Genomic DNA, 12,868 nt, shown 5'->3' with positions numbered 1-12,868 from the left:
CTGCTCGACGCTCTCGACCTTCTTGGTGAAGTCCGGGTAGTCGGCGAACTGCGTCCACTGGTCGTAGGCGCCGGCGGCGCGGCAGCCCGCCCGGGTCGCGATTCCGGCGTCGGCGAGCGGCCGGTACGCGCTGGTGCCGGGCACGGCGGCGCCGCCGGCCGGGACGCGCGGCACCGTCGTGCGGTACATGGTGGAGGTGGAGCGCGGTCTGCCGCTGTCGGCCTCGCGGTTCGCGGCCGAGGTGCACCGCGTCCTGAACGACCCGCGGAGCTGGGGGCACGGCGGCACGATGCGGTTCCTGCGGGTGAGCCGCGGCCCGGTCCGCTTCCGGGTGGCGCTGTCGAGCCCGGCGCTGACCGACCGGATGTGCGCGCCGCTGGTGACGGGCGGGGAGCTGTCGTGCCGCAGCGGCCCGCGCTCGGTCATCAACGCGCGCCGCTATGGTGAGGGCGCGGCCACCTATGGCCGGGACCTGGCCTCCTACCGCGAGTACGTCATCAACCACGAGGTGGGTCACGCGCTGGGGCACGGCCATCAGGGGTGCCCGGGGCCGGGGCGGCGCGCCCCGGTGATGGTGCAGCAGACCAAGTCGCTGTACGGGTGCCGTCCCAACCCGTGGCCGTTCCCGTAGGGGGGCGGGGCCCGCGGTGTGCCGGGGAGGACCCATGCGCATGATCGGCAAGGGCGGCTCGGTGGAGCTGGAGGTCCGCAGGTCGCGGTTCGTCTGCACGCTGGAGCGGGTGGCCGATGAGGCGGCGGCGGTGGAGTTTTTGGGGCGGCACCGGCGCGCGCACCGGGACGCCACGCACAACTGCACCGCCTACGTGGTGGGCGAGCGCGGTGAGATCACCAAGAGCAGCGACGACGGGGAGCCGGCGGGGACGGCGGGCGTCCCGATGCTGGAGGTGCTGGTGCGGCGCGGCCTGACCGGCACGGCCGCGGTGGTGACCCGCCACTTCGGCGGGGTGAAGCTCGGCGCGGGGGCCTGGTGTGCGCCTACGGGCAGGCGGTGTCGCAGGCCGTCGACGCGGTGGGGTTGGTGGAGCTGCGCCCGGTGGTGACGGTCACCGTGGCGGTGGACCACGCGCTGGCGGGCCGGTTCCTCGGTGATCTGCACGGGCGGGGGACCCAGCCCGGCGCCGTCCGCTACGGCGCGGGCGTGGAGGTGGACGTGGCGGTGCCGGTGCCCGATCTGCCGGGTTTCGAGGCGTGGGCGGCGGAGGCGACGGCGGGCCGGGCCGTGCTGCGACGGGGCGCGGCGGGTTTCGTGGAGGTCCCGGTCTGACGTCCCGGGCGGGGAGAAGCCCCCGAAAGTAGAGTGACTTTGTTTTCAGTGTCATTCCACTATGGTGAGGCGGACGCCTGCGAGGGAGGACCCGCCATGATCACCACGATCACCAACGCGCGCGTGTTCGACGGCGAGCGCGTGCTCGGGGAGACCAGCGTCGTCGTGGACGGCGCGCGGATCGCCTCGGTCGGCGCGGGCGCGCCCGCGCGGGGCGAGGTCGTCGACGCGGCGGGCGCGACGCTGTTACCGGGCCTGTTCGACGCGCACGTGCGCACCTCGGAGCGGGGTCTGGCGCTGGCGCTGCGGTTCGGGGTCACGACCGAGCTGGAGGCGTGGGGTGCCTTCACCAGGCCCAACCGCGCGCACGTCACCGCCGACGACGCCCTGGCCGACGTCCGCTCGGCCGGGCGCGCCATCACGCCTGAGCGCGGGCGTCCGGGCGAGCCGTCACCCCCGCACGCCCGTCCCGGCGGCCATCGCGGCGCCCGTCCCGGCGGCGCCGGGTCGGTGCCCGAGCTCGTCGCGTCCGGTTCGGACTACGTCACGTTCGTGATCGAGGACGGGACGGTGGAGGGGCGCCCCGGTCCGCCGGTGCCGGACCGGGCGGTGCTGGACCGGGCGACGTTGGAGGCGGGCGTCGCGCAGGCGCACCGGCGTGGCGTGCTCACCGTCGCGCACGCCCGCACGCTGGAGGCGACCCGGATGGCGGTGGACGCCGGCGTCGACGGGCTGGCCCACCCGTTCTTGGACGGCCCGCACACCCCCGAGATCGTCGATCTCATCGCGCGGTCCGGCGCCTTCGTCGTCCCGTGCGTGGTGCTGAGCGCCGCGATGGCGGGGGTCACCGGCGCCGCGTCCGCCGCCGTCCCGCGCGTCGGGCGCCGGCCGGGCGGCCGCGGCCGGCACCCGGAGGGCGACGTGGGGGACGTCCTGGCCTCGGTCAGGGCGCTGCGCGCGGCGGGGGTGGACATCCTCGCCGGGACGGGCGCCTCGTCCCCGGCGCCCTGCGCGGGCGGCCCGGCCCACGGCGCCGGCCTCCACCACGAGCTCCGGTACCTCGTCCGGGCGGGGCTGGCGCCGGTGGAGGCGCTGAGCGCGGCCACCGGCGTCCCGGCGCGCCGTTTCGGGTTGCACGACCGCGGCCGGGTCGCCGCGGGGCTGCGGGCCGACCTGCTGCTGGTGGACGGCGACCCCACCGCCCGCATCCGCGACACCCTCGCCGTCCGGGCGGTGTGGCGGCGCGGCGCCCGGGTCGCCCTGGAGGCGCCCGAGGGCCATTAGGGTCGCGGCATGACCACGACGACGGGACGCCGCGAGCGCAAGAAGGCCCAGACCCGGCGGGCGCTGGCGGACGCCGCGCTGCGGCTGTTCCTGGAGCACGGTTACGACGGCGTGACCGTGGCGCAGATCGCCGAGGAGGCCGACGTCGCGCTGGCGACGCTGTTCAAGCACGTGCCCGACGGCAAGGAGGCGCTGATCTTCGACGACGGCGCCGAGCGGCGCGAGGCGCTGGTGGCGGCGGTCCGGACCCGTCCGGCGGGGGAGCCGGTGCTGGCGGCGCTGCGGCGCTTCATGGCGGGCCGCGGCGCGTTCAGCACCGACCTGTCGCCGGAGCTGCGGCGCAAGCGCGACCTGGTGATGGCCACCCCGGCGCTGCGCGGGCACCAGCGCGAGCTGTGGCTGCGCAGCGAGAGCGCGCTGGCCGAGGCGATCGCCGCCGACTGCGGGCGGGACGCGGGCGACGCGGCCGTGCGGGCGCTGGCGCGCTATGTCGTGGAGGTCCCGGAGCTGGCGGGGACGGCGCCCGATCCCCTGGCGGCGCTGAACGCCGTCTTCGACCTGCTGGAGTCGGGCTGGCAGAGCGCGCCCGCCGCGTCCTGACCGCCCGTCACCACCGCGTCACGGGCGCGTCACGGGCGTCCGCCCGCGCCGGTGCCCAGGAGTTTCGCGAGGAGGGCGGTGAGCTGGCCGCGCTCCTGCGGGCTGAGGGGATGGAAGGCCTCGTCGAGGAAGGCCGGGATCGACTCCTCGGCCTCGGCGAGGCGCCGGAGCCCGGCGGCGGTGGCGGTGACGGCGTAGGAGCGCCGGTCGCGGGGGTTGCGCTCGCGCCGGGCCAGCCCGTCGCGTTCGAGGTCGTCGCAGACCGAGACCATGACGCTGCGGTCGATGCGCAGTTCCTCGCTGAGGGCCTGCTGGGAGCAGGGGCCGACGGCGGCGAGCATCTTCAGCACCAGATGCTGGCCGACGCCCAGGCCCTGCGCGCCGGCGTGCGCCTCGGCCGCCCGCGCCACCGCGGCCGAGGCCCGGCACAGCGCGATGTCGGGCCGGTCGGCGGCCAGGCGCGGGAAGTAGGCCGGCCTGGTGGTCGTGTCGCTCGCGGGCATCGGGTCCCCTCGGTCGGTGGTGCCGGTGGTGCGGCGAGCCTAGCAAATCCATCTGCGCCACGATTGTTTGACAACAGATGATTGGCGAACATACGGTCCGGTGCGTTCCCGTGATACGGCTCGAGCTGGAGGCACATCCGATGGTCCTGGACCTGACGCCCGATGAGTTGCTGTCCACCACCCGGGCGGTGCGCAAGCGCCTGGACTTTGACCGGCCCGTCCCGCGCGAGCTGATCGCCGAGTGCGTGGACCTGGCGACGCAGGCGCCGACCGGCCGCAACCGGCAGCGCTGGCACTTCCTGGCGGTCACCGAGCAGGCGCAGCGGCGCGCGGTGGCCGACATCTTCCTGCGGGCCCTGCCCCTGGCGCCCGGGCAGCCGCTGACCGAGCGCGACCTGTGGCGCATGAACTACCACCCCGGCTCGACCGAGCGGGTGTTCGACGGCCTGCGCCATCTGGCCGGCAACATCCACCGGGTGCCCGCGTTCGTGATCCCGGGCGTGGAGGGACGGACCGACCACGCCCCGGTGACCGTGCAGGCGGCGGCGTGGGGCTCGATCCTGCCCGCGGTGTGGAGCTTCATGCTGGCCGCGCGGGCACGGGGGCTGGGCACGGTGTGGACGACGGCCCAGGGACCGCTGGAGCGGGAGCTGGCCGAGGTGCTGGACGTGCCCTACGAGGAGGTGATGCTGGCGGCGTTCGTGCCGCTGGCCTTCACGATCGGCACCGACTTCAAGCCGGCCGCGCGGATCCCGAGGGACCGGGTCCTGCACTGGGACCGCTGGTAGTCCGACCCCGTGCGGGCCGGTGGGGGCGGGGCCGGTGGGGGAAGGGCCGAAGGCGCTCCTCCGGCGTGGGTCGGCCGGGGAGCGCCTTGGTTCCGTGCGCGCGAGGGGCGGTCAGCCGCTGACGGCCTTCTTGTAGAGGCGGGTCGCCAGCGGGACGAACACGATGAGCATGACGGCGATCCAGAGGAGTGAGGCCGGGACGGCGTGCCGCATGGGCCAGGCGTCCGAGGTCGTCATCGCGTCGCTGGTGTTGCCGAAGAGCTCGCGGACTGCCTGGGTGAAGGTGGAGGCGGGGTTCCACTCTGCGACGACGCGCAGCGGGGTGGGCAGTTTGGAGCTGTCGAGGTAGGCGTTGGAGACGAACATCAGCGGGAAGGAGACCATGGTGGCGACGTTGTTGAAGCTCTCGGGGGTGCGCAGGCCCAGCGCGACGGTCGCGGTGAACCAGGAGAAGGCGTAGGCGAACAGCAGCAGCAGCCCGAAGCCGAGGACGGCCTCCTGCGGCGAGGTGTGCACCCGCCAGCCGACGATCAGCCCCATGACGGCCATGACGACGAGGCTGGCGAGGTTCATCAGCACGTCGGCGACGGTCTGGCCGATCAGCACCGCCGACGGGGCCATGGGCAGCGATCGGAACCGGTCGAAGATGCCCTTCTGCAGGTCCAGGGTGAGGGTGTAGCCGGTGATCTGCGCGCCCATGACGACGGCCTGGACGAAGATGCCGGGCAGCAGGAACTCCCGGTAGGACATCCCCGGGACCTCGATGACGCTGCCGAAGACGTAGGCGAACATCAGCACGAACACGATCGGGAACATGATCGCCGAGCCGAGCAGGTCGGGCGACCGCCTGATCTTCAGGGCGTTGCGCCTGGCGATCGTCCAGCCGTCGGCGACGGGCATGGTGAGCGCGTTCATCGGGTGGCCTCCTGGACCTGCTCGTCGGTGCCGGGCGCCTGGTGCCCGGTCAGGGTGAGGTAGACGTCGTCGAGGGTGGGGCGGCGCATCCCGGCGTCCCGCACGCGGACCCCGGTGCCGGCGAGCCGGCCGAGGACCTGGCGCAGCGCCTCGGGCCCGTCGGTGACCGGGACGGTGAGCTGGAGCGACTCCGGCTCGGCCTGGACGGCGCCGACGGCGACCCAGGCCAGGGCCTCGCGGGCGGTGTCCATCTCGGCGGCGTCGGTGACGGTCAGCTCGATGCGGTTGCCGCCGACCCGGTCCTTGAGCTCGTCGGCGGTGCCGCGGGCGATGGCGCGGCCGTGGTCGACCACCATGATCTGGTCGGCGAGGCGGTCGGCCTCCTCCATGTACTGGGTGGTCAGCAGCAGGGTGCTGCCGCCGGCGACGAGTTCGGAGATGGTGTCCCACAGCGCGGCGCGGGCGCGGGGGTCCAGGCCGGTGCTGGGCTCGTCCAGGAACAGGACGGGCGGGTCGGCGACCAGGGCGCCGGCGAGGTCGATGCGGCGGCGCATGCCGCCGGAGTAGCCCTTCACGGGCCGGTCGGCGGCGTCGGTGAGGCCGAAGCGCTCCAGCAGTTCGCGGGCGCGGGCCCTGCTGCGCGCGGCGCCCAGGTGGTAGAGGCGTCCGATCATCTCCAGGTTCTCGGCGCCGGTGAGGTGCTCGTCGACGGCGGCGTACTGCCCCGACACCCCGATGAAGGAGCGCAGCCGCCGGGCGTCGGCGACGACGTCGCATCCGGCGACGGTGGCGCGGCCGGCGTCGGGGCGCAGCAGGGTGGTCAGGACCCGCACGGTGGTGGTCTTGCCGGCGCCGTTGGGGCCGAGGAGGGCGAGCACCGTCCCCCGGGGGACGGTGAAGCTCAGCCCGTCCAGGGCGGTGACCTCGCCGTAGGTCTTGACCAGCCCTTCGGCTGTGATCGCGTCGCTCATGACGGTCTCCCTTGCTGGTGTCGGGGTCAGGACCGGTGGATGTCGATGTCGCCGTAGTTGGTGCTGGCGTGCACCTCGACGACCGCGTCGGCGGCCTCGGGGGCCTCGGCGGCGGTCAGGGTGTTGCGGACGACGCCGTTCTTGGTGTGCAGGTCCAGCCAGGCGGCCGTGCCCTCGGCGATGCCGACGCCGACCTTGCCGTGGCCGTTCTCGATGTGGACGGTGCCGCTGATCGCCGCGTCGATCCGGATGCGGCCGTTGGCGCTCTTGGCGGTGACGCCGGCCCGCACGCGGTCGATGGCGATGTCGCCGGTGCCGGTCTTCAGCTGCACGTCGCCGGTCGCCTCGCCGAGGACGAGGGAGCCGGTGGCGGCCTTGAGCGTGCCGGGGCCGTCGATGGCCGCGATCCGGATGGTCCCGGTGGAGGTGGTCGCCTCGACGGGGCCGATCGCCCGGTCGACGGTGACGTCGCCGATGGAGGTCTTGACCTCCAGGGGGCCGGCCTCCTCCATGCGCACCTCGCCGTAGTGGCTGCGCAGGACGGTCTGGCCGAGCGTCCCGGTGGTGATGAAGTCGGCGTAGACCTCGGCCTCGACGCGGGAGCCGGCGGGCAGCTCGATGGTCACCTCGATGGAGCCGCGCCAGGGCAGCAGGTGCCCCAGGGCCCTGGGCTTGGGGCCCTTGACCAGCAGGCGCCCGCCGGAGAACTCGACGATCGTCCGCTCGGCGGCCTGCACGCCCGCCTCGGCGGACGGGTCGCTGGGCCGCACGTCCACGACGGTTTCGGCGCGGTCGCCGGCGTGGAGGCGGACCTGGCCGACGTAGACCTGGATGTCGGCGGTGATCGGCTCGGGGGTAGCGAATGCGGGCATGGCGGAGCCCTCCTCATGGCTGGTGGAACGTCCCGGCCTCGGGGCCGGGCGATGAACGGGTGACGGATGGCGGGACCTGGTGCGGTGAGCGGGGCCGGGCGGGGCGCTAACGCACCCAGCCGGTGTAGCCGCGCCCGCTGCGGGGCTGCCGTGGCCGGTCGGCGGCGCGGCTCGCGGGGCCCGGCTCGAACGCGGCGGAGATGGCGCGGACCAGCCAGGCGTTGACCGAGATCCCCTGCCGTCCGGCGGCCTCCTCCACGCGGGCCTTGACGTGCTCGGGGAGGCGGAGGGTCATCCGGGCGGTGCCGCCCTCGTCGGCGGGCGGCGCGGGGGACGGCTCGGCCTCGCGCGCGGCGTCCGCCGCGGCGGTGTCCGCGCCGGCGGGGGGCGGGCCCGGCTGCGGTGGCGTCACCACGAACGCCGGGTCGCCGCCGCGCAGCCGCACCTCGACCGAACCCGGGGCGAGATCGCCGGTGATCTCGTCCGCCGCCGCCGACAGCGCCTCCAGCAGGGTGAGCCTGGCGGCCGATTCCAGGGCGCCGGTGAGGCGCTCGGCCAGCGCGCGGGCGTCGGGGCCGCCCGCGGCGGCGGCGACGGCGAGCTCGCGGCGGAGGTTCTCCACGTACGGCATCAGGTCCATGCCCCAACTATGACGCCAGTACGACGTCAAGTCAACCCAAAAGTGACGTCACTTTGCCCCCCATGGCGTCACTTCGACAGCTCTGTCCACCGGGGATCCCGCTGCCACAGTGCGGCGAGCACACAGAACCCAAGACAAACGCACAGTTCAGAGAGCTGTCAGCGAGATAACCGTGACGGCGTCATCGCGCGCACCGATGACGTCATCGCGGGCTCCGACGTCATCAGTGACCCTGATGCCGGCCCGGGATGGACCGGGCTTCGTGGTCGGGCCCTGAAGGCTCGCCGGTCCGCTGACCGGATCGGCGACCCGCCCGAGACCCGGCCGGGCGCGGCGGGCGTTCCTCGGGCTCGGAGAACGCCCATCGCCGATAACGATCATGAGTGGGGGGCCGCCGGCCTGGGGCTGATCGTTTCCGGTGGGGCCGCGGACGCCCCGCCCGGAGGCCCGGGTGCACCGGTCGACGGGGGTCGTCCGATCACTCATCGCGGCGAACAGGGGCTCGGGGACTGCCAACCGGGCGCCGGGCGGCATACGCTCGCGGTGTGGACCGGCGCATCTTCGGGCTTGAGAACGAGTACGGCGTCACCTGCACCTTCCATGGGCAGCGGCGGTTGTCACCGGATGAGGTGGCGCGTTATCTGTTCCGCCGGGTGGTGTCGTGGGGCCGCAGCAGCAACGTGTTCCTGCGCAACGGCGCGCGGCTGTACCTGGACGTGGGAAGCCACCCCGAGTACGCCACGCCCGAGTGCGACAGCGTCATCGACCTGGTGACCCATGACAAGGCGGGCGAGCGGATCCTGGAGGGGCTGCTGATCGACGCCGAGGAGCGGTTGCACGAGGAGGGCATCGCCGGCGACATCTACCTGTTCAAGAACAACACCGACTCGGCCGGCAACTCCTACGGCTGCCACGAGAACTACCTGGTCGTCCGCCAGGGCGAGTTCGGCCGGCTGGCGGACGTGCTGATCCCCTACCTGGTCACCCGGCAGATCATCTGCGGGGCCGGGAAGGTGCTGCAGACCCCGCGCGGCGCGGTGTACTGCGTGTCGCAGCGGGCCGAGCACATCTGGGAGGGCGTGTCGTCGGCCACGACCCGGTCCCGGCCGATCATCAACACCCGTGACGAGCCGCTGGGCGACGCCGAGCGGTTCCGGCGGCTGCACGTGATCGTCGGTGACTCGAACATGAGCGAGACGACGATGCTGCTGAAGGTCGGGGCGACCGATCTGGTGCTGCGGATGATCGAGGCCGGGGTGGTGATGCGCGACCTGACGCTGGAGAACCCGATTCGGGCGATCCGGGAGGTCAGTCATGACATGACGGGGCGGCGGAAGGTGCGGCTGGCCAACGGCCGCGAGGCGAGCCCGCTGGAGATCCAGAAGGAGTACTACGACAAGGCCAGGGACTTCGTCGACCGGCGCGGCGGCGACGCGGTGACGCGGCGCGTGCTGGAGCTGTGGGAGCGGACGCTGCGGGCGGTGGAGACCGGCGACCTCGACCTGGTGTCCCGGGAGATCGACTGGGTGATCAAGTACAAGCTGATCGAGCGGTACCGGCGCAAGTACGACCTGCCGCTGTCCTCGCCCAGGGTGGCCCAGCTCGACCTGACCTACCACGACGTGCATCGCGGGCGCGGGCTCTACTACCTGCTGGAGAAGCGGGGGTCGGTGGAGCGGGTGTCGCGGGATCTGGACATCTTCGAGGCCAAGTCGGTGCCGCCGCAGACGACGCGGGCGCGGCTGCGGGGCGAGTTCATCCGCAAGGCGCAGGAGAAGCGGCGCGATTTCACCGTCGACTGGGTGCATCTGAAGCTCAACGACCAGGCGCAGCGCACCGTCCTGTGCAAGGACCCGTTCCGTTCCGTCGACGAACGCGTCGACAGGCTCATCGCCGGGATGTGAGGCACGGAGCGCCGGGGTGCCGGAGCCGCGCCGCGGCGACCGGCCGGCCCCTGGGTGCCGCGGCTCGGGACGCGGCGCGGCACCGACCGTGGCGCGTGCCGCACCGTGGTGCCGCTCTCGGCTGAACGCCGAGGTGTTCGCGCCCGGCCGGGGGGCGGGCGGGTTAGGCGGCGGGGGTCCGTGAGCGCAGGCGGCGCAGCATGCGGGCGTCGGTGAAGCCGACGGCGCGGGCGGCGGCGTCGGTGGTGGCGCCCTGGCCGATGAGGTGCTCGGCGCGTTCCAGGCGCAGTTCCTGCTGGTAGCGCAGGGGGGTGAGGCCGGTGGCGGCGGCGAAGCGGCGGGTGAGGGTGCGTTCGCTGACGCCCGCGGCGGCGGCGAGGTCGGTGAGGGGCAGCGGGCGCGAGTAGCGGCTGTCGATGAGGTCCTGGGCGCGGTGGACGGCGTCGCTGAGGTGGGCGCGGTGCCGGAGCATGGCGCTGGCCTGGGGTTCGTCGCCGTTGCGGCGGGCGAAGACGACCATGGTGCGGGCGATGCGGGCGGCGGTGCCGGGGCCGTGGCGGGCGGCGATCAGGTGCAGGGCGAGGTCGATGCCGCTGGCGATGCCCGCGGAGGTGACGACGCGGTCGTCGGTGACGTAGAGGACGTCGCGGGCGACGGCGGCGCGGGGGTGGCGGCGGGCGAGGGCGTCCTGGAGCTCGTGGTGGGTGGTGCAGCGGCGGCCGTCCAGGAGCCCGGCCTCGCCGAGGGCGAAGGCGCCGGCGCAGACGCTGGCGACCTGGCCGCCGGAGGCGTGGTGGGCGGCCAGGCGGCGCGCGGTGGCGGTGCCGATGGGCGCCGCGTGGGGGGTGCCGGCGAAGCGCCAGCCGGGGACCAGGACGGTGTCGGCGGGGGTGAGGCGGGGCCAGGCGGTGGTGGCGCGCAGGGGGAGTCCCTGGGCGCTGAGGACGCCTTCCTGCTCGGCGACATAGGTGAGCCGGTAGGGCAGGCCGATGTCGGCGGCGGTGGAGAAGACCTGGGCGGGGCCCGCGAGGTCGAGCAGGTGCACGCCGGGCACGAGCAGGAAGGCGATGTCGGTCACGATCCGGTCAGTGTATCCGGTCAGCCGGCGGTGACGGGGGCGAGGTCGTCCAGGGCGGCGATGGTGGCGAAGCGGCCCGCCAGGGCGTACTCGGTGCGGGTGATGATCTCGTCGGTGGTGAGGGTGGCGGGGTCGGCGAGGATCTCGGCGACGGTGCGGCCGGGGTCGGCGTCGCGGTGCGGGATGGGGAAGGTGGCGGTGGCGTCGGTGACGAAGGTGACCTCGAAGCCGTAGTCGGCGGCCAGGCGGGCGGTGGTCTCGCAGCACTGCTCGGTCTGGATGCCGCAGATGACGAGCTCGCGGATCCCCTCGGCGGTGAGCCGCTGCTGCAGGTTGGTGGTGGTGAAGGAGTTGCGGGAGGTCTTGCTCATGACGGGCTCGCCGTCGAGCGGCTCCAGGCCGTCCAGCAGGCGGACGTGGCCGGAGTCGGGGTCGAAGGGGGTGCCCGAGCCGGGCTCGGCGTGCAGGATCCACACGACCAGGTCGCCCGCGGCGCGGGCGGCGGCGACCAGGCGGGCGGCGCGGTCGGCGATGTCGGGCGTGGAGACGGCGGCCCACAGGGGGCGCCGGCGGAAGGACTCCTGGACGTCGATGACGAGGAGGGCGCGGCGGGCGGTGCGGGCGGTGTCGGTGCTCATGGCTCGATCCTGGTGGGCGCGGGCGCGGTCCGGCAGGCATCATCGCGGCGGCGGGCGGAACGATCCGGTCAGCGGTCCCCGGGGACGTCCCCGGCCCCGCGCCGGCCCCGGCAAAGGATCTTGGCCTGGGGCGGGAGGGCCGGTTATGCCGGGGCATGTCCCGATGTGACGGGATACGTGGGGGAACGGGGGGTTCGGATGGGCGAGTGCGACGCGGGCGACCGGGCGGGGGAGGGCCGCGCGGTGCGGGGGAGAGCCGCGGGAGGCGCCGTGGGGGAGGCCGGGGGCGGCGCCGGGGTGAGCCTGGGGGTGGAGGAGGAGTTCCTGCTGGTGGACGGCGTGTCGGGGGTGTGCGTCCCGCAGGTGGAGGGGGTACTGGCGCGGTTGCGGGGGCACGGCCGGGGGCCGGGGGGCGGGTCGTTCCAGTCCGAGCTGCTGGCCTCGCAGGTGGAGGCGGCGACGGGGGTGTGCGGGGACCTGGCCGAGCTGCGGGCGCAGCTGCGCTGGAGCCGGGCGCGGCTGGCGGGGGCGGCGCGGGCGGGCGGGCTGGGGCTGGTGTCGTCGGGGACGCCGGTGATGGAGGGGCGCCCGCCGCCGCCCGCGCGGGGCGAGCGGTTCGCGGCGATCACCCGCGTCTACGGGGAGGTGATCGAGGACTACCAGGCGTGCGGCTGCCATGTGCACGTGGGCGTCCCGGACCGGGAGACGGCGGTGGCGGTGGTGAACCATCTGCGGCCGTGGCTGGCGCCGCTGCTGGCGCTGTCGGCCAACTCCCCGTTCGGTCACGGCCGCGACACCGGTTACGCGAGCTGGCGGACGGTGGAGATGTCGCGGTTCCCGGGGGCGGGGGTGCCGCCGTGGTCGGCGTCGGCGGCCGAGCACGACCGGCGGGTGGCGGCGCTGGTGGGGGCGGGGACGCTGGTGGACGCCGCGATGACGTTCTGGCTGGCGCGTCCGTCGCCGCGGTGGCCGACGGTGGAGGTGCGCGCGGCGGACGCGGCGGCGACCGCCGACGACGCGGTGCTGCAGGCCGCGCTGACGCGGGGCCTGGTCCGCGCGGCGCTGGCGGATCTGGCGGCGGGCCGGGAGGCGGTCCCGGTGGACGGGCAGGTGTGCGCGGCGGCGCTGTGGAGCGCGTCCCGGTACGGGATGGAGGGCCCGGCGGTGGATCCCTTCGCCGGTGCGGCGGTGCCGGCGTGGCGGCTGCTGGAGGACCTGCTGGCGCGGGTGGCGCCGCAGCTGGAGGAGACGGGGGATCTGGGCGCGGTGTTCGGGCTGGTCGAGGCGGTCCGGCGGATCGGGACGGGTGCGCGGCGGCAGCGGCGGGCGGCCGGGCGGGGTCTGGGGGCGCTGGTGGCGGCGCTGGCGGCCGAGACCGAGGCGGGGAGCC

At 74.7% G+C, this 12,868-nt stretch carries 15 protein-coding genes and 1 pseudogene; 8 read left to right on the top strand and 8 right to left on the bottom strand.

Annotated features, from left to right (window positions below):
- Window positions 1–189: pseudogene (locus E1291_RS32290) on the bottom strand (hypothetical protein); the annotation flags it as partial.
- On the opposite strand from E1291_RS32290, the gene E1291_RS32285 reads away from it, so the two are divergent.
- From E1291_RS32285 to E1291_RS32270, 5 genes are all read left to right on the top strand, one after another.
- Complete coding sequence (locus E1291_RS32285) at window positions 134–631, top strand: DUF3152 domain-containing protein (protein ID WP_242614512.1); 498 nt, start codon at window positions 134–136, stop codon at window positions 629–631. The pseudogene E1291_RS32290 and the gene E1291_RS32285 sit on opposite strands and share 56 nt — an antisense overlap.
- Window positions 632–665: 34 nt before the next feature.
- Window positions 666–1,061, top strand: a complete 396-nt coding sequence (locus E1291_RS45470; RefSeq protein WP_503108251.1) for an IMPACT family protein — start codon at window positions 666–668, stop codon at window positions 1,059–1,061.
- Window positions 1,040–1,285, top strand: a complete 246-nt coding sequence (locus E1291_RS45465; protein ID WP_503108250.1) for a DUF1949 domain-containing protein — start codon at window positions 1,040–1,042, stop codon at window positions 1,283–1,285. Before E1291_RS45470 ends, E1291_RS45465 begins: the two co-directional genes overlap by 22 nt.
- A gap of 96 nt (window positions 1,286–1,381) precedes the next feature.
- On the top strand, window positions 1,382–2,569 hold the full coding sequence (locus E1291_RS32275; protein WP_131741863.1) for an amidohydrolase family protein: 1,188 nt from the start codon (window positions 1,382–1,384) through the stop codon (window positions 2,567–2,569).
- Between the two features lie 9 nt (window positions 2,570–2,578).
- Complete coding sequence (locus E1291_RS32270) at window positions 2,579–3,169, top strand: TetR/AcrR family transcriptional regulator (RefSeq protein WP_131741862.1); 591 nt, start codon at window positions 2,579–2,581, stop codon at window positions 3,167–3,169.
- Between the two features lie 29 nt (window positions 3,170–3,198).
- Here the strand turns inward: E1291_RS32270 and E1291_RS32265 are convergent, their stop codons facing one another.
- Window positions 3,199–3,672, bottom strand: a complete 474-nt coding sequence (locus E1291_RS32265) for a MarR family winged helix-turn-helix transcriptional regulator (protein WP_131741861.1) — start codon at window positions 3,670–3,672, stop codon at window positions 3,199–3,201.
- A 110-nt stretch (window positions 3,673–3,782) separates the two neighbouring features.
- Between E1291_RS32265 and E1291_RS32260 the strand changes: the two genes are divergently transcribed.
- Complete coding sequence (locus E1291_RS32260) at window positions 3,783–4,460, top strand: nitroreductase family protein (protein WP_242614511.1); 678 nt, start codon at window positions 3,783–3,785, stop codon at window positions 4,458–4,460.
- Window positions 4,461–4,571: 111 nt separating this feature from the next.
- Here the strand turns inward: E1291_RS32260 and E1291_RS32255 are convergent, their stop codons facing one another.
- From E1291_RS32255 to E1291_RS32240, 4 genes are all read right to left on the bottom strand, one after another.
- Window positions 4,572–5,375, bottom strand: a complete 804-nt coding sequence (locus tag E1291_RS32255; protein WP_131741860.1) for an ABC transporter permease — start codon at window positions 5,373–5,375, stop codon at window positions 4,572–4,574.
- Entirely contained in the window at window positions 5,372–6,346 is a 975-nt protein-coding gene (locus E1291_RS32250) for an ATP-binding cassette domain-containing protein (protein WP_131741859.1), read from the bottom strand. Before E1291_RS32250 ends, E1291_RS32255 begins: the two co-directional genes overlap by 4 nt.
- 26 nt (window positions 6,347–6,372) lie before the next feature.
- Entirely contained in the window at window positions 6,373–7,218 is an 846-nt protein-coding gene (locus E1291_RS32245; RefSeq protein WP_131741858.1) for a DUF4097 family beta strand repeat-containing protein, read from the bottom strand.
- A gap of 106 nt (window positions 7,219–7,324) precedes the next feature.
- A complete protein-coding gene (locus E1291_RS32240) occupies window positions 7,325–7,858 on the bottom strand; it encodes a toxin-antitoxin system HicB family antitoxin (protein WP_131741857.1) in 534 nt (177 codons plus the stop codon).
- 545 nt (window positions 7,859–8,403) lie between these two features.
- Between E1291_RS32240 and pafA the strand changes: the two genes are divergently transcribed.
- Window positions 8,404–9,762 carry a Pup--protein ligase gene (gene pafA, locus E1291_RS32235; protein WP_131741856.1) on the top strand — a complete coding sequence of 453 codons (1,359 nt, stop codon included), beginning with the start codon at window positions 8,404–8,406 and terminating at the stop codon, window positions 9,760–9,762.
- Between the two features lie 163 nt (window positions 9,763–9,925).
- On the opposite strand, the gene E1291_RS32230 is transcribed toward pafA, so the two are convergent.
- The gene (locus tag E1291_RS32230; RefSeq protein WP_131741855.1) at window positions 9,926–10,840 is read right to left on the bottom strand and encodes a GlxA family transcriptional regulator; all 915 of its coding nucleotides are present in this window, start codon (window positions 10,838–10,840) and stop codon (window positions 9,926–9,928) included.
- A 20-nt stretch (window positions 10,841–10,860) separates the two neighbouring features.
- Window positions 10,861–11,478 (bottom strand): cysteine hydrolase family protein, encoded by a 618-nt coding sequence (locus E1291_RS32225; protein WP_131741854.1) that lies wholly within the window; start codon window positions 11,476–11,478, stop codon window positions 10,861–10,863.
- 198 nt (window positions 11,479–11,676) lie between these two features.
- On the opposite strand from E1291_RS32225, the gene E1291_RS32220 reads away from it, so the two are divergent.
- The coding region (locus E1291_RS32220) for a carboxylate-amine ligase (RefSeq protein WP_131741853.1) at window positions 11,677–12,868 on the top strand (1,192 nt) is incomplete at its 3' end.

The sequence above is a fragment of the Actinomadura roseirufa genome, assembly GCF_900659635.1.
Taxonomy (GTDB): Bacteria; Actinomycetota; Actinomycetes; order Streptosporangiales; family Streptosporangiaceae; genus Spirillospora; species Spirillospora roseirufa.
This window is presented reverse-complemented; position numbering and strand designations above follow the sequence as displayed.